Source organism: bacterium (assembly GCA_022616075.1).
Lineage (GTDB): Bacteria > Acidobacteriota > HRBIN11 > JAKEFK01 > JAKEFK01 > JAKEFK01.
The window spans coordinates 1-15,506 of the sequence record JAKEFK010000035.1; the positions used below are offsets into that span (position 1 = coordinate 1).

Below are 15,506 nucleotides of genomic sequence, written 5' to 3' on the forward strand. Positions count from 1 at the left end.
AGCTGCGCAGACGAGACGTCCGCGCTACTTTATTTACACACCCTACCCTGGGCTTCACGGGCTTTGGAAACTTGTTCTGACTCAGGCCATTTGTTGAGGATGAAATCGTAATAAGTGCAGCTCTCTTTATACTGTTGAAGCGTTTCCAGTGACTGGGCCAGGGTCAGGTAGTGTTTTGGGTGGTGAACGGTTTCCGGATAACTTTTGATCAGGCCTTTGATCCTGTCGATTGCAGCCCCTGGACGTCCGGTTCTGGAGTAATAGAAAGCTACGAGGTATTCATGTTCAGCAAGATGCCAGTAGCACTCGACAACATATTTTCGAGCTTCCTGAAATTGCTCACAGTTCGGATAGTTATCCACGACTTTCTTGAATTCTTCCAACGCTTTTTTTGTGTTGGTTTGGTCCCGGTCAGGTTTTTCCGCCATCTTCAAATAGCAATGTCCCATGCGGAGCTGAGCGTAACAGGCTTTTGGGCTGAACGGAAACAGACTGATGAAATCCTGATACTCCTGATAGGCAAGAAGCAGGCTCGAGTGCCGTCCTTCTCCAAAAAAACTATCCGCAATTCCGAGTTTTGCAGTGATGCGGTACTCACTCTGCGGAAAGGACTCAAATACTGTTCGAAATGCTTCGCGAGCTCTTTCCCAATCTTCTTCTTTCATGTAATTCAAACCGAGCTGATAGAGTTCGGCATCGGATTTCGTCTTGGGATCGAGAGTAGCCTGTTTTGGACCACAAGAAACTACTCCAAGAAACAACATCAGGATGATCAGCTTACGCGCCATTCATTACTCCATGCGATAAGAACGCCCATCTGCAAACAGCTTTTTCAACCATTGATATTCTGCTGTTAACCCTTCTTTTAAAGGAATTTTCGGATTGTAATCAAAGTCAATTTTCGCGAGATCAGTTGAAGCAAAAGTATGGCGCATATCACCTTTCTGTTTTTCCGCGTACTTCATATCGATTTTTGTATTCATGATTTCGCCGAGCATTTGCAGAACTTCGTTGACGGAAATCCGGCTTCCCCCGCCGAGATTATAGACCTGGCCCTCTTTCCCCTTTTCGGATGCGAGTATCGTACCACGGACTATATCATCCACATATGTGAAATCTCTCGTCTGATTTCCATCTTCAAATACAGTGATACTGCGCCCTTCCAGCGTAGCCAGAATGAACCGATAAAACCCCATATCCGGGCGCTGGCGGGGTCCGTAAACAGTAAAGTATCGCAACGAGACGCAGGGAATGCCAAAACTTCGCCAATAAAGATAACAGAGATCCTCCGCGGCAACCTTTGTTACACCATAAGGCGAAACCGGCTTCAACAGGGCTTCTTCTTTCATTGGAATTTCTTCGGTATCTCCGTAAACGGAGGATGTCGATGCAAACACAAATTTTTTCAGGTTACATCTCTTGGACTCTTCCAGAAGCAATTGAGTCGCCTCAATATTGTTTTTTGTGTAAATGATGAAATTCTTACTCCAGCTCGATCGCACACCTGCCTGCGCAGCCAGATGAAAAACTACGTCGGTCGTTGAAAGCAGCGGACCCCAATCCACATCAAGAATGTTTTGGTCCAGCAGTTGAAAGCCGGTTGCAGTTCGAAGCTTTTGGAGATTGGATTCTTTGATCCAGCGCGGATAGTAATCGAGAAAGGAATCGACTCCGGTTACCTCATAACCTTTCGAAACCAGCTCTTCGCACAGATGAGAGCCGATGAACCCTGCGGCTCCAGTGACAATCGCTTTCATTCTTTTAAGCTCCTCAGAAGGGCATCGCGATATTCCTGTGGAATGCGGCAAGGACTGCCGGCCGAGTTTACCGGAACATGAATGGTGTAACCTTCGGCCAGAATTTTCGCATCCTTCATCCGCAAAACCTCATAAGTGAATTTGAATTTCAAACGGGAAATTGTAATGAACTTTGTGAGAATTTCCAGTTCATCATCATACCGGGCAGGGAACAGATAGCGGCAATAACACTCCGTGACCGGCATAAAAACGTCCTTCGTTTCCATCTCCCTGTAAGTAAAACCGAGATCTCGAAAGTAATCCGTGCGCCCGATTTCAAAATAGACCAGAAAATTGCTGTGATAAACCACGCCCATTGTATCTGTTTCAGCGTAGCGGACCCGGACACGGGAGCGGCTGGTCAAGCGGTGGTAAACTCCTTCAGAATCTCCTTCATCCGGTTCAGTGTTTCTTCGGGACGATCACTTCCGAAAATCGAAGAGCCTGCCACGATCCAGTCCACGCCGGCTATCAGCGCGTCCCGCATGTTGTTCAATCTCATTCCTCCATCGATTTCGATCGCGAAAGAGAAGCCGAGTTGCGATCGCATCATTCGGAGTTTTTCTACCTTACGCAAAACTGGTGAAAGAAATTTTTGCCCGCCAAATCCCGGATTGACGCTCATCAGAAGGACAAAATCCACATCGTTTAGCGAGTCTTCCAACCACTCGACCGGGCTGGCAGGATTCAGAACGACTCCTGCTTTGCAATGGTGTGAATGAATCAGATTCAGAGTCCGGTTTAAATGTTTTGAAGCTTCAAAATGGATCGAAATCAGGTTTGCGCCCGCCTTTACAAAAGATTCGATATAGAAGTCCGGGTCTTCAATCATCAAATGCACATCAAAAGGTAAATTCGTGACCGAGCGAATCCATTGAACGACCACAGGACCGATCGTCAGGTTCGGGACGAAATGACCATCCATGATATCGACATGGATCATGTCCGCGCCGGAGTTCTCAACCATCTTGATCTGATCAGCAAGATGACCGAAATCCGCTGAGAGGATAGAAGGCGCAATCCTTTTTTGAAGATTCATTTGCTGTAGTATAAGCCGATAAATGTATCCATAGAAACCTTGTATCCGGCCGGTGGATTTTGTTTTACCACTGTTCCTGTTTCCACACCAGGGTAATCGACGGCTTGCGAAACACCCACGCGGAGCCCTGCGTTTTGTAAGTAGCTTGTTACCTCGGAGACATTCTTTCCAATGACATCCGGCATCACAAAAATTCGCGCACTGTCCCCGCCTGTATTTACTAGCAGATCAACGGTTCGCGTTCCGATAAGCTCGGTCCCTGCCATCGGATACTGCGCGATCACCTGATCCTGATCCGCTCCGGCTTTATGCACATATAAGACTTTTCCCTGGTGCAATCCGCGCTGGCCCAGAGTCATCGTAGCCACGCGTGTTGTCTGACCGAGCAGATCCGGAACGATGGCTTTTTCGGGACCGAGACTTAAGTACACTTCAATGCTACGTCCCTGTTTGATTTTTTGTTTTGCCTCGGGCTTTTGCACAAGAATTCTTTCCGCTTTGACCGTGTTGCTGTAACGTTTTTGTGGATGGATTTTTAGTTGCAGTCCCTCCTGTTTTAGAACTTGAATCGCTTCAAAGGGTTGTTTTCCGGTTAAATCGGGCACAAGGACTTCATCTCCTGCCGTAAAAAGTCTCAACGTCAGAAGCGTGCTGAATGCGCCCACAACCATCAACAGGAATACGTGACCGATGAATTTGAATAGTCCGATGAAGAAACCTTTTATACTCATTTTGTAGCGCGGGCGTCTCGCCTGCGTGTTTAACTTGTAGCGCGGGCGTCTCGCCTGCCTGTTTAACGCTTCAAGAATTCATGAATACGCCTGCATCCTTCTTTCAAATTCTCCATCGATGTGGCGTACGAAATCCGAATATGACCTTCCCTGCCGAATGCCGATCCTGGAACGGTTCCCACATGACATTCCTCCAGCAATTTTTCACAGAATGCAATTGAGTCGGGAAGATTTTCATTTAAGTGTGCTGAGATATCCGGAAACACGTAAAAAGCTCCCTGGGGAACATTACATTGGACACCCGGCATGGCCGAAAGGGCGTCATATATAAAGTTCCGCCGGCGTTCATATTCGTCAAACATCATAGAGAGTGAAGTTTGATCTCCTTCCAGCGCTTCCAGACCCGCGATCTGACTGATCGACGATGGATTGGAGGTTGTATGTCCCTGCAATTTATCACAGGCCGCAATCACATCAGGTGGTCCGACGGTAAGTCCTAATCTCCAGCCGGTCATCGCATAAGCTTTGGAGAAAGTGTTCACCACGAATGTAATATCTTTTGCTTCCGGTAGAAAATGCAGCGGCGAAGTGTGTTGATAAGGTGGAAAAACAAAGCAATCGTAGCATTCGTCAAAAATGATTTTGATATTTCTCTGGCGGCAAATCTGAACAACGTCGGATAACGTGTTTCGGGGAATCACCCCGCCCGATGGATTATTCGGAGAATTCAGAAGCAGCACACGAGTCTTCTCCGTTATCTTCTTTTCCACTTCATCAGCCTTCAGCTCGAAGTGTTCTTCTGCTTGACTGGGAACATAAACAGGAATTCCTCCTGCGAGCTGCACCTGCTCGGGGAAAGTCACCCAGTATGGCTCAGGAATCAACACCTCTTCTCCTTCTTCCACCAGACAAAGGAAAAGATTAAAAAGCGCTTGTTTGGCTCCATTGGATAGAATCACATTTTGCGCGGTGAACGGATATCCGTACTTTTCCTGATAGCGTTTTGCCACGGCATCCCGTAACTTTTTGATGCCCGCTGTCGCAGTGTATTTTGTGAAATTAGATTCAATAGCTGTGATTCCTTTTTTCTTGATGTTTTCGGGCGTGGGAAAATCCGGTTCACCAGCCGAAAAATCGATAACATCAATGCCCGACGCTCGCAACGCCGATGCTTTCGCGCTCACAGCCAGTGTCGGAGATTCACTGATCCGGCAAACTCGCTCTGCAAGCTTCATTTTTTCCTCCTTCCATCAGTACCTAGTTTTTTTTGCATTCTCTTTTCCACGTCCTCCGGTACCAGACCACGCACGGCGCCCCCGAGAGCGCAGATTTCCTTCACAAGTCTGGAACTAACATAGGTATATTGTTCGGCCGGCACCAGAAATACCGTTTCGATTTGGGCTTCCAACCGGCGATTCATCAAAGCCATCTGGAATTCGTAATCGAAATCACTGACCGCCCTGAGACCACGAATAATCACGCGCGCATTCTTCTTGCGCGCGTAATCAACGAGCAGTCCGTCGAATTGATCGATCTGGATCCTGTGATTCTCCGGAAGAACATTGCGTATCATCTCCATGCGTTCTTTTACCGTGAATAAAGCCTGTTTCTCCGGATTCACAAGGATCGCAATCACCAGCTCATCCACAAACTCCAGTGCCCGGTGAATGATATCCAGATGACCATTGGTTACCGGATCAAAAGAGCCCGGATAAACTGCAATTCTCTTCATTCGCGGTGATTATATCGTAATAATCGTGGATCGCGATCGTAATCGTAATCTTAATTCTTAATCTTAATCGTAGTCGTGATCGTGCCCGATTCCGATTGCGATTTACGATCACGATCACGATTACGATCCACGATTTTTATGATATATTGGCAATCGCCCCACCGTCCCTATGAAATATCTGATTATCAGCGACATCCACAGCAATCTGGAAGCACTTTCGGCAGTTCTTGCGAGTGTCAAACGGAAAAAGTTCGACCGGGTCCTGGTTCTGGGTGATCTTGTCGGCTATGGAGCAAGCCCGAATCAAGTTGTGGACACGATTCGAAAGCTGCGGAACGCCACAGTGATCCGAGGCAACCACGATAAAGTCGCATCCGGGATTGAGTCCGGAGAAAATTTCAATCGCGCAGCGTTGCAATCCGCGCAGTGGACAAAAAAGAAATTAACACCGGAAAATCGTTCCTACCTTTTGCATTTGCCGCAGGGCCCGATTTCTGTGGAAGAAGACATTCTGGTTTCCCATGGAACTCCTCTGGATGAAGATGCTTATCTGTTTAGCGATTACGACGCTTATGAAGTATTTCAAATTATGGATTTCCAGATCTGTTTTTTCGGCCACACTCATTTACCGGTGATTTATGCTGTCAGCAACCAGCGGCTGTTCACCTTCCGTCCCAGTGGAGAAAGAGTAAGAATTGAGCTTATGGGAGGTTTCAAATACCTGATCAATCCCGGGTCTGTGGGCCAGCCACGCGATAAGAATCCGCTAGCCAGCTACGCAATTTTCGATACAGAGTCGCGCGCCATCACTTTCAAACGTGTCTCATATTCCATTCCAAAAACACAGGATAAAATCCTGAAAGCAGGACTCCCCCCATCTCTGGCAAACCGTCTTGCCATGGGCGTCTAGAATTCAGCAATTTCCCCCATTGGGAATAGATTCTCAATCCATCGAATATGGTTCATAATAGCAGGTAATGTCAGGCCGTCAGAAAGCGGAGACGTCCGAAGCGAAGCAAAAGGTTGTAAGGGAAAAGGAACTGAATCTCTATCAAGTCCGGCTAAGAGCGGCGGGAGGTCAGGGAGAAGATCTGCAACTTTATGTTCAAGCTTATTCTCCCGAAGAAATCCGACAGCAGTATGAAGGAAGAGGATATGCTGTTGTAAATATCAGTGAATTGGTCAGCAAAGGGGCTGTCACTTTTGCCTCCATCACTGTCGAGCAAAAAGCGGAATTCTGCCGCCTCCTTGCGCATCTTCTAAAAGCAGGGATTCCATTCAGACAGGCACTGAACACGATTCTTTCGGAGACCAGCAGGCCGATTGCTGCGGCCATTCCAATTATCATGAAGGATCTTGATAAAGGAAAATCGGTTACGGAAGCGGTCAGCAGGCATCCCGGAATTTTCGATGAGGTCACGCTGGCTGTTCTGCATACGGGCGAAAAGAGTGGCGACTGGGCGAGTCCTTTAACCATACTTGCCAACAATTTCGAAAAAGAATTCGAATTAAGAAACGCAGTAAAATTATCCTTGCTCTATCCGTTTATAGTTCTTTTGCTGGCTACCGGAATAGTGGGTACGTTGGCCGCCTTTTCCTTTCCTAAGTTTCTGAAGTTATATAACGATCTGGGAGTGTCTTTGCCGTGGCCTACAAGGGTGACTGTTGAATTCTTTTCTTTTCTGTTCAGTAAGTTGGGGATCCTGTTTGTTATTGCAATTGCATGCGTATTCATTGGAGTCGGACGCTACTACCGGAGCGAGAGAGGACGATTACGGCTGCAGTCCTTTCTTTTGTATATCCGTCCAATTGGGAAGATCCTTGAAGCGCAGTCCATCGCGCTCTTTAGCAAAACGTTAGCTATTTTGCTAAGCGGAGGCGGACTCCTTCACGAATCCTTAAAGATTGCAGCGAAAAGCACAACGCTTGAAAAACACAGGCGCGCGTTGCTCGGTATGGTCCAACCTCTCCTGAAAGGGGAAGACCCGGCTATGGCACTGGAGATGAATTATAGCTTTACGCAACCTTTCAGACAGCAGTTCGTTGTTGGTGCAGCCACTGGCCAGCTCGACGTCATGCTCCACAGGATCGGAGAATTCTACGAAAAAGAGGTGGAACGGCACATCGCAAAAGTCAGCAAATTAATGGAGCCGATTCTGATCATCGTTCTGGGATTACTGATTGCATGGCTGGTGATTTCCATGTACATGCCGTTATTCAGTTTGATTCAGGCTGTGGAGGATTGATCTCTGCAGGTTTGTTTTCAACATTCCCTTCTTCCTCCACCTGATAATGCCTCGTCGGATCTTCTTGTTTCCCTGTTACGGCGAGTACTTCTTCAATTGACGTAACGGACTCCAAAATTTTTCCCAAACCCTCCGATTTGAGTGTCACCATTCCATCTTTGATTGCCTGTCGCCGAATCTCTTGTTCGGACGCCTTTTCTAAAATGAGCTTCTCAATGGCAGAGCTAATCTCCAAGGCTTCCGTGATAGCAGTTCTGCCTCGGTATCCAGTTCCTTTACACTTTACGCAACCTCCGACAGCGGCTTCATACACCGAAGCCGGATACGAATAGCGGTAGTCGAATCCTGCGTTCCGTAATACCGTTTCCGAGACTTCCTTCTCTTTCTTACAATTCTGGCATAGAGTTCGAACAAGTCGCTGGCTGATAATCAGGATTGTAGATGCGGCAATTTGATACGGTTCGATACCGAGATTCAGAAAGCGGCTGATCACGCCGGGCGAATCATTCGCATGAACAGAAGTAAAGACGAGCTTGCCGATCAATGCGAGCCGGTAAACATTCTCTGCAGAGTTTCGGTCACGCGTTTCTCCGACCATTACAATGTCCGGATCCACTCGCAAAATGCCTGGTAGAATCGATTCATAACTCGAATGTACCTGCCGGCCATCAATCGGTATTTGTGTGATATTGGGAAGAATGAATTCGACGGGTTCTTCCAGACTGACTACAGCAAGTGTGTCATCAACAGATTTCGAATAAATTAGAGAATATAAAGTAGTAGTCTTACCTGATCCCATCGGTCCAGCCAGAACAACCAGTCCGTGTGGACGTTCTGTGGCGTCCCGTAATAGCCTGGTCGAACGGGCGCTCAAACCCAGCTGACGAAGGTCCTTAGCGAGTTCCTGCCTGTAGAGAATCCGGACCACGCAGAGTTGCTCATACACAGAAGGCATGAAACAGGTTCTCAGATTGTAGGTCCTCTCATCCAGATTGATCGGGAATGAACCATCTGCTCTTTCGTCCTTGCGCCGTATTACATCTACTTTCGATTCCAGCCTGATCTTGTTTAAAATGTAGCGACCCATGGCCTTGGGGTAAGTTTCAAATGTTGTAAGTTTTCCGTCAATACGGAAGCGGACGCGGAAAACCTTATCGGTAAACTCATACCGGATATCGGAAGCGCGAGAACGAATCGCCTCGCGCAGGATGCGAAGAAATTGTTCATGTATGAACGCGTCATCTTCTTTATAGGCTGTCTCAGCCATTTCACGGAACGACTCTTCTACATCCAGGACCTCTTCTTTTGGTTCCACAAAGGTGGTTTTGCTGAGCTGATGAACTTCCAACGCTTTGGTTTGATCTTCGCTCAACGCCACAAAGTGGTTTAGCGAGATCAAAAAGGGCGTGATACTGACCGCAGTCCTCCCCAGGGCTCGCGCGACCGCAAGCAAAGCGTCGTCGTTCAAGTGGTCTACCATGCCAATCGAATACGTCTGGTAATGTTTATCGAAGCAGATGACCTGGTATTGTTTGTACAGTTCTCTTGGATAGCCATCTTTAAATTTGCTTTTGGGAAAACTCTTCAAAGCGATCGGATTGATTTTTTCAGGAGTCAAATCAATGTATTCAATGTCATATTGAAACGCAAAGATTGCGAGGATCTGAGCAGGGGTAAACAGCCTTAATTCGACAAGTATTTCCCCAAACAGTTTCGTTGGATATTGTTCTCTTTTGGCGGTAAGAACCGTATTAATCTGATCCTGAGTAATCACCCCTGCATCCCTCAGGAGATCTCCGATTTTCGGTGGTTTGATTCGTAAGTGAATATCTTTGTACAGAATGCAAGAAAGGCATTTTGGTACTCTTTTTGTCACTTCACCCGGTTCATCCAGTTCAAAACTTGTGGAGCGGTCCTGGCATTTCACACAAGTTTTTTTCTTCCGAAGAGGAAAAAGAGTAATCGCTCCTTGAGATTTGCGTGACAGAATGAGATGAATTCGTTCCAGAGGTTTTTGCGCTTCCAGATCTAAGTTTTGCGGTGATACAACGTCGAACCCTACTTCCGTTGAAGGAATTGGTTCCGGAGAAGGATCCTTTAAAGGAGAATCTTTTGATTCCATGGGATTCCTTTATGATAACACTGAAGCGGGGTCTTATTTTGCCGTGGAGCTTTCATAGCTTTTTCCCGAACGCAACTTGAACCTGTTCCGGATGGAAATGGTTTCTAACTTTGCGTATTGCATGTTGCCGCTTAGTTGTTCCGAATAGAATTGGATCGTGTGAACCTTTAATCCTGCTTTAGAAAATTCCACGTTTGGAATTCCGTAGAAGGAGGAACTGATCAGCTCCGCGCCTGCTACACTCTTTCCGTTCAACACATCTTCCGTTTCCAGAATGCCATCAGCATCCACATCCATATCGGGATTTCCGGAAAACAAGGGGTTGCCTGTTTGGGATACATACCATACGACTGATTTTCCGGAAGGAGCAGTGCAGGGGGTATTCTCTTCAATTTTTGGGTCGATAGTTGTAAACAAAATTCCATCGGCCAGCAGCAAGGCCGGATTCACGAATTTATGCTGATCGGGTAATTGAATCGCATAGCCTTTTTCATTTTCGATATCCTGCAATGTGGTCAGTTGCACGAACCGCCTTGTAGCTCCATTGACCCAGTTACTCGCATATCGATCCAAACTGGAAAGTGTAATCGTTGAACCGCTGTCTTCAAACGCTGTGAAGTACTGCTGCGTGACATCTTCTATATCCTGGCTTCCAAGAAGTTTTCCGGTTCCAATGAATACGTACGTTTTTCCCTGGACCTTTGTGATGCGGGCAGAAGCAGTGATGTTGAGCGGGGAGAAGTCTGCAATAAGAACCGGAGACGACCAGGAACTTGTCTCCGAACCGGGTGTGTCGATCCGGTAAACCTGTCCTTGATAAGTGCCGATATAAATGGAGTCGGTTAGGCCATCGGCATTCGAATCGAAAGAGGCAATCGACATGGTTCCATTGGCTGCGGCCGGTTGATCCGAATCATTTGGAATTTGGACAGAGGTGACCAGATTTCCTGCAGGATCAATCGCAATCAGGTATGCCCGTTGATCGGAATTCTCAAAACCACTACCGATCAGGAAGTAATATTTTTTCCCGGGAGAGGTGTTGGAGAGAAACCGTCCCACGATTGCAGGGGAATAAGAATATCCAAGTTTCTCATGACTGAATTCGAACTGTAACGAAGGATTCACCGGATCCGTTATATCCAGGGCAGTGATACTTTTTCCTCCATGACTTAGTGACGCTAGAAGCATTGTCTTCCACTGTGTTCCATTGTGAATATCGAAAGCTTCCAAGGGTCCCTCTACGAAAGGATTTCGTGTGTAATCCGGCTTTGTGTATTCTCCCAGCTGGGGCACCACAACGGATGGAATCATTAAATAAACATGCCGGCCTTTCATTGCCGCATCCGTTCCATCGTAGTAAACCACGTGGATCATTCCATCTCCGCCGCCGAAAAAAAGCGCCGAAGCGCGGTTGGCATTCGCTTGGGAGAACTGTTCATAGTCCAGTTCTGTATATGGCATTCCGGGTGGACCAACCACAACGGGCTTTCCGTAAACTTCTCCCAGAGCCCACAGCGGCCGGCTTGAATCCTGTTTCACATACTTCCGGTCGCGGAATGGTCCGCTGTTTTCTTGTTCCAGATTGTGCTTTCCGCGCAGGAAATTGATTGCATCTTTTACGCGTTGTGTTTGTTGGTCTGAATCTGTGATCGGCCAGACCTGCTGATCGACGAACCATTTTTGTTTTAAGTAATCGATCACAGTTTGGTTGGAATCTACAAAATCCTGCTCACCGCTTCCCGGAATATGAATTCTAAATTTCAAGTTTGATGCGTTGGCATCGACATCTTGTTGCAGTTTTTCGCCCACCTTGAAAATTTCGTTTACACCGGCCGTGGATGGGATCGTTGCATTGCTGGCCTGAATCACTGTTACATCTCCCAGGAAATCCGACATCAGCGACTCAGGTACGATCAGGCGGCCCAGGGGTGCATTCCAGGTTGTTACGGAAGCGGCATAAGTCGGGAAAGAAGTGGCCGCTCCGCAATTTGTGCCACGCAATAAGAAAGAGCAGACTTCAGAAAGGTTGATTGCCTGCCCGGATGAAGACGTCGAAAAGCACAGCAGAAGCAGCAAACCGAAAAAGAGATCAAGTGTTTTCTTCATCATCAATAGAAGCTCTTTGTTATATAGCGTTTTTGTTCCACAAGAGTGTTGTCGAGATAACGACAGCGACTGATCACAACATAGAGATGTTCCGAGCTGCATCCCGGATCGTAACCGGCGCCACAGTCGGCAGAAGGATGCGAGCCCGCCGGCAGAATGACAAAACCTACATCTTGATTGCCATCATTATTGAAGGAGAACCAGTAAAAACTATTAGCTGTGACGCCACCTTCGGAAATCAGTTTTACGAGATCGCTGATGGTGGGGGTATCATTACGGATTGATGTAGAGGCAGAAAGATTTTCTTCAGGTGGATTTTGTTGAGCCGCGAGCCAGGAACTCGCGATATCCATGGTCGCCGTCGCCCGCTGAGATGCCGTGACGTATGTCTCATGCGCTTTACGAGCCCTGGTATGGCTCTGAAAATAATCAAACAAAAAATTCGCGAGAATCGTCAGAATTGTAATGACAATCAAAACAACAAGATACACGCTTCCTTTTTGATGAGGATTCATAGGGCAACATCGAAATAAGAAACAATTCTTTGCACGTTGTCGTTGAACGAAAGAATGCGACTTCCGACCAGATATTTTGTTGTTCCTCCGGCTCCTATCAGTTTTTCACTCTTCACCAGAATCCAGATTCGGACCACGGACGCCTGATCAAAAGGAATCCCATTAAGTTTGCCATTCCCATCCGTGTCGACCGCTCCGCTGAATGCCGTCCCTTCTATCAGGGAGTCGGAATTCTGATCGTCGGAGTAAGTAATATCACCTGAAAGATCCGTATCCAGGATTCTTTGCATCCCACCAGGGTCATAAGTGGAAGGCTGGTCCTGCGATGCGTCGTAACACCAGATCGCCCCTTCATCTTCCCCGGGATCGATCGAACCATTTCCGTTGGAATCTATCCAGGGTGGATCATAGAGAAACGCCACATCGAAACTCTCCAATCCGTCTGCGATTGTCGTTACTTGAGTTCCTGCCGTCAGCATCAAGCGATTATTGCTGATGGTAAAAGTATGCGTTTTGTACGGTTTTCCAATGTAGTTGCCTTTCGCAATCCAGAGAGAACTGGAATTGAAAAGCGTCAGTTTACTTGTATTTTTGTCGTACGCCTGAAGAACCGGTGTACTGGAGATCTGTTCGCCGGAAAATGAAAGTATCGCAACAGCAGAACCGGTTTGAGTATCCGTTACGCTTTGCACCACAACATCTGACGGGATATTAGCGGGAAGGAAATATTCGGCAGTCGCATAGCTGAAGTACTCAGCGTTCAAATTGAGCGACAGATGATCCTTCTCGGCCTGCAGGACTGTCTGTGTACCGGAAGGAACGCCCAGCCCAGCATTTTGAACGTAGTATCGCAGCTGGTCCTGAACCGTTCTAGCCCGCGAGATGGCTGTCAGCTTCCCCCTCGTTCGAAAACTGCTCCGGCTTACATCCGAAAGAAGATCATAAGCAGCAATGATCAGGAGAACTCCCAATGCTACCGACACCAGAACCTCGATTAAAGTGAAACCCCTGGTCATTGATTTACTCCCGCCGGCGCTGCAACCCATGTCGAATCTGAGGAGCGAACAACCTCGGCATCTCCCGATAAGAATAGATGTACGCATACATACTCATAGGTTCGTGTTCCTTCAAGAAAAAACACAACTGCTTTCTCCTGAGTGAATCCCCTGCCAGTAAAAGGAATGGTGCTACCAATCGCGACCGGCTCAACGTCTGTGGAGCTTAAAGGATCACCCCACTCGGCCGGTATGGCTGGATGTCCGGAAGCAACGATGGTCACACCGTCTGTCAAATTCTTCTGGAGTATCATTTCATCTTCCGCCTGATACCCGGCGGGAGAAGTTCCATTCTCTCTGTAAATCTGGTAGTTGGAACTGTTTACCTCTAAGCGGAATTCAAGCGATCGAGCTCTTGATTGTTGAATGCCGCGATGAATGTCTGCTGTAAACTGCCGCGCGGAATAGATCAAGCTGTTTTGCTTTTTGGAACTGAGAACATTGATCCCGACAACAATACCGGCAGCTAATGCAATCAGGCCAACCGTCACCAATATTTCGGCAAGTGTGTACCCGTTATTGCTGGTAACAAATTTTCGTTGCAACATATTTTTTTGTTGTCACAGGTTTGTTCGTGAAATAAACAAACATTTCGATTCGATAAGTTTTGACCGATTCGCTGCCGGTTACGTTCTCCTCATAAGTTTTCCATTGACTCGTAATAGACCTTCCTTCGAAGTCTGTCTCCCTGTATTTTGCCGGACAATCTCCAACACATACTTCCAGCAAAGGGTCGAGAGGGATACATTTTGTGGTGGTGATGAGCTCCTGCAACTGTGCGATTGCAATATTCTCCAACGCTTGCTGATCCTTCGAAAGCTTTAATCCCAGCATGTTTACAGAAAGCAGATTAAAGAGGCCCATTAAAACCATCGTAAATAGGAACAGAGAAATCACAAACTCAACCAGCGTGAAACCACGGGCATCTACCGTAATCTGTTTGAGCTTTCTAACGGCAAATTTATGATTAACCATGCGCTTTTTTGCTTTCCGCTCGTATAGCTGGACTGAAATTTCATCAGCCGTATCGATTCGTTGTAAGTTGCGACCTGATCTGGAGTCGCCCGTTGAAATTTATGTGAAATTACACTTCCATTCTTATCAACAAGTATTAAGACTGTTGCAACGGTCTTACCGGTCCGGGAGTACAATGCATCAGGAGCTAGAACTAAAAGAGGTGGACGGTCTCCCGGTTTTTTATCGTTTGACGGTGAAGGAGACTCCCCCATTTCCCATGCAGCAGCCATAACGATCATGAAAAGGAGCCCTGCCAGTGAAACGTAAACTCCCCAGATCGTTTTGGGTTTAGCCGGCGAAGGCGCCGGTAACTCAATTTCGGATTGCCGAACCTGACGATCAAGCGATCTGGTAACCGGTTGTTGCGGGCTCGTTGTCATGCGCTGAAGTTGCCTGAGCTCCAGCTCGGGATCTTCTTCCGGTACTTCCTGACTGTTCAGGACTGTTTTCAGCCATCCATTCATCTCTCCTTGGCCGGCTGCCTCGGAACGCAATTGTTTCAAATTCTGAAGAGTCGGATAAGAAAATAGTGTTTTGAGTCGAACACTCGCATAGCCGGTGCTTCCACTGAAGCCGGAGATAAAACTGACCAGTAGATTGGGAATCTGATAGGCAAAAAGCTTATAACCGCGATCGGGAAGCGCGAAACATAGACCGATCCGGCCGTTTCGGCAGATTGTGATCGATTCCGGATGGAATTCGAAATGAACCTTGCCTCGAATGAGTTTTATTGTTTTAGAACTAATGGAGTAGAGGATTCGACATAGAATCCGTTCCGGCATTCTCTTACCTGATTTGTTTAGGTTTTCGAACAGTCCGGCCAGGCTCATCTGGTCCTGGAATTTTTGAATCAGCAAATGAGCGCCATCCACTTTGCACATCCGGAACCGTTCGCCTGATTTCTTAATCCGTTCTGCATTGACCAGGAAGAGAAGTTTCGCGCGAGTGCTTTCCGCGACCGCAGGTTTGAGGTAGGTTACAAGGGCTGATTTTCCGGTCTTTCGATCTTTGGCAAGCGCTGTTGCAGAACGGGAAGTGTCAAACAATATGATAGATGGCTGCCAGCGCCCGATCCGGGAAAAACTTGGACGCAACCTGGAACGCCTCCCTTGCTCCCCCATGCTCCCCCTTTCCATTTTATCACTCC

General features: G+C 47.3%; 16 protein-coding genes. 2 read left to right on the forward strand and 14 right to left on the reverse strand.

Translation table 11 applies throughout. The features are described from left to right. Positions 1 to 29: 29 nt before the first annotated feature. From bamD to coaD, 7 genes are all read right to left on the reverse strand, one after another. Positions 30 to 788 (reverse strand): outer membrane protein assembly factor BamD, encoded by a 759-nt coding sequence (gene bamD / locus L0156_02925; GenBank protein ID MCI0601942.1) that lies wholly within the window; start codon positions 786 to 788, stop codon positions 30 to 32. A 3-nt stretch (positions 789 to 791) separates the two neighbouring features. Next, the gene (locus L0156_02930; GenBank protein MCI0601943.1) at positions 792 to 1,757 is read right to left on the reverse strand and encodes an NAD-dependent epimerase/dehydratase family protein; all 966 of its coding nucleotides are present in this window, start codon (positions 1,755 to 1,757) and stop codon (positions 792 to 794) included. Then, positions 1,754 to 2,161 (reverse strand): acyl-CoA thioesterase, encoded by a 408-nt coding sequence (locus L0156_02935; GenBank protein ID MCI0601944.1) that lies wholly within the window; start codon positions 2,159 to 2,161, stop codon positions 1,754 to 1,756. The genes L0156_02930 and L0156_02935 overlap by 4 nt, the downstream gene beginning before the upstream one ends. Continuing rightward, complete coding sequence (rpe, locus tag L0156_02940) at positions 2,158 to 2,835, reverse strand: ribulose-phosphate 3-epimerase (GenBank protein MCI0601945.1); 678 nt, start codon at positions 2,833 to 2,835, stop codon at positions 2,158 to 2,160. Before rpe ends, L0156_02935 begins: the two co-directional genes overlap by 4 nt. Next, entirely contained in the window at positions 2,832 to 3,566 is a 735-nt protein-coding gene (locus L0156_02945) for a PASTA domain-containing protein (GenBank protein MCI0601946.1), read from the reverse strand. Before L0156_02945 ends, rpe begins: the two co-directional genes overlap by 4 nt. 62 nt (positions 3,567 to 3,628) lie before the next feature. Beyond that, positions 3,629 to 4,801, reverse strand: a complete 1,173-nt coding sequence (locus L0156_02950) for a pyridoxal phosphate-dependent aminotransferase (protein MCI0601947.1) — start codon at positions 4,799 to 4,801, stop codon at positions 3,629 to 3,631. After that, positions 4,798 to 5,298 (reverse strand): pantetheine-phosphate adenylyltransferase, encoded by a 501-nt coding sequence (gene coaD / locus L0156_02955; protein MCI0601948.1) that lies wholly within the window; start codon positions 5,296 to 5,298, stop codon positions 4,798 to 4,800. The genes L0156_02950 and coaD overlap by 4 nt, the downstream gene beginning before the upstream one ends. Positions 5,299 to 5,467: 169 nt before the next feature. Here coaD and L0156_02960 point away from each other — a divergent pair, with 169 nt between their 5' ends. Both L0156_02960 and L0156_02965 read left to right on the forward strand, forming a co-directional pair. Continuing rightward, positions 5,468 to 6,208: a metallophosphatase family protein gene (locus L0156_02960; protein ID MCI0601949.1), complete on the forward strand. Its 741-nt coding sequence runs from the start codon at positions 5,468 to 5,470 to the stop codon at positions 6,206 to 6,208. 67 nt (positions 6,209 to 6,275) lie between these two features. Beyond that, positions 6,276 to 7,544, forward strand: coding sequence for a type II secretion system F family protein (locus L0156_02965; protein ID MCI0601950.1), 1,269 nt, complete (start codon positions 6,276 to 6,278; stop codon positions 7,542 to 7,544). Here L0156_02965 and tadA read toward each other — a convergent pair. From tadA to L0156_03000, 7 genes are read right to left on the reverse strand one after another with little or no spacing between them, the layout of a single operon-like run. Continuing rightward, the gene (tadA, locus tag L0156_02970) at positions 7,516 to 9,666 is read right to left on the reverse strand and encodes a Flp pilus assembly complex ATPase component TadA (protein ID MCI0601951.1); all 2,151 of its coding nucleotides are present in this window, start codon (positions 9,664 to 9,666) and stop codon (positions 7,516 to 7,518) included. The genes L0156_02965 and tadA overlap by 29 nt on opposite strands. Before the next feature lie 33 nt (positions 9,667 to 9,699). Then, positions 9,700 to 11,775, reverse strand: coding sequence for a hypothetical protein (locus L0156_02975; protein MCI0601952.1), 2,076 nt, complete (start codon positions 11,773 to 11,775; stop codon positions 9,700 to 9,702). Then, complete coding sequence (locus L0156_02980; protein ID MCI0601953.1) at positions 11,775 to 12,287, reverse strand: type II secretion system GspH family protein; 513 nt, start codon at positions 12,285 to 12,287, stop codon at positions 11,775 to 11,777. Before L0156_02980 ends, L0156_02975 begins: the two co-directional genes overlap by 1 nt. Beyond that, positions 12,284 to 13,303 (reverse strand): prepilin-type N-terminal cleavage/methylation domain-containing protein, encoded by a 1,020-nt coding sequence (locus L0156_02985; GenBank protein MCI0601954.1) that lies wholly within the window; start codon positions 13,301 to 13,303, stop codon positions 12,284 to 12,286. The genes L0156_02980 and L0156_02985 overlap by 4 nt, the downstream gene beginning before the upstream one ends. Beyond that, entirely contained in the window at positions 13,300 to 13,890 is a 591-nt protein-coding gene (locus tag L0156_02990; protein ID MCI0601955.1) for a hypothetical protein, read from the reverse strand. The genes L0156_02985 and L0156_02990 overlap by 4 nt, the downstream gene beginning before the upstream one ends. Next, entirely contained in the window at positions 13,859 to 14,317 is a 459-nt protein-coding gene (locus L0156_02995) for a prepilin-type N-terminal cleavage/methylation domain-containing protein (GenBank protein ID MCI0601956.1), read from the reverse strand. Before L0156_02995 ends, L0156_02990 begins: the two co-directional genes overlap by 32 nt. After that, complete coding sequence (locus L0156_03000) at positions 14,269 to 15,495, reverse strand: hypothetical protein (protein MCI0601957.1); 1,227 nt, start codon at positions 15,493 to 15,495, stop codon at positions 14,269 to 14,271. Before L0156_03000 ends, L0156_02995 begins: the two co-directional genes overlap by 49 nt. Positions 15,496 to 15,506 lie beyond the last annotated feature (11 nt).

What these genes read in the sequence shown, in the direction of transcription:
- bamD (MCI0601942.1), bottom strand. Translation starts at nt 788, where the DNA reads ATGGCGCGTAAGCTGATCATCCTGATGTTGTTTCTTGGAGTAGTTTCT.
- L0156_02930 (MCI0601943.1), bottom strand. Translation starts at nt 1,757, where the DNA reads ATGAAAGCGATTGTCACTGGAGCCGCAGGGTTCATCGGCTCTCATCTG.
- rpe (MCI0601945.1), bottom strand. Translation starts at nt 2,835, where the DNA reads ATGAATCTTCAAAAAAGGATTGCGCCTTCTATCCTCTCAGCGGATTTC.
- L0156_02945 (MCI0601946.1), bottom strand. Translation starts at nt 3,566, where the DNA reads ATGAGTATAAAAGGTTTCTTCATCGGACTATTCAAATTCATCGGTCAC.
- L0156_02950 (MCI0601947.1), bottom strand. Translation starts at nt 4,801, where the DNA reads ATGAAGCTTGCAGAGCGAGTTTGCCGGATCAGTGAATCTCCGACACTG.
- coaD (MCI0601948.1), bottom strand. Translation starts at nt 5,298, where the DNA reads ATGAAGAGAATTGCAGTTTATCCGGGCTCTTTTGATCCGGTAACCAAT.
- L0156_02960 (MCI0601949.1), top strand. Translation starts at nt 5,468, where the DNA reads ATGAAATATCTGATTATCAGCGACATCCACAGCAATCTGGAAGCACTT.
- L0156_02965 (MCI0601950.1), top strand. Translation starts at nt 6,276, where the DNA reads ATGTCAGGCCGTCAGAAAGCGGAGACGTCCGAAGCGAAGCAAAAGGTT.
- tadA (MCI0601951.1), bottom strand. Translation starts at nt 9,666, where the DNA reads ATGGAATCAAAAGATTCTCCTTTAAAGGATCCTTCTCCGGAACCAATT.
- L0156_02975 (MCI0601952.1), bottom strand. Translation starts at nt 11,775, where the DNA reads ATGATGAAGAAAACACTTGATCTCTTTTTCGGTTTGCTGCTTCTGCTG.
- L0156_02980 (MCI0601953.1), bottom strand. Translation starts at nt 12,287, where the DNA reads ATGAATCCTCATCAAAAAGGAAGCGTGTATCTTGTTGTTTTGATTGTC.
- L0156_02985 (MCI0601954.1), bottom strand. Translation starts at nt 13,303, where the DNA reads ATGACCAGGGGTTTCACTTTAATCGAGGTTCTGGTGTCGGTAGCATTG.
- L0156_02990 (MCI0601955.1), bottom strand. Translation starts at nt 13,890, where the DNA reads ATGTTGCAACGAAAATTTGTTACCAGCAATAACGGGTACACACTTGCC.
- L0156_02995 (MCI0601956.1), bottom strand. Translation starts at nt 14,317, where the DNA reads ATGGTTAATCATAAATTTGCCGTTAGAAAGCTCAAACAGATTACGGTA.
- L0156_03000 (MCI0601957.1), bottom strand. Translation starts at nt 15,495, where the DNA reads ATGGAAAGGGGGAGCATGGGGGAGCAAGGGAGGCGTTCCAGGTTGCGT.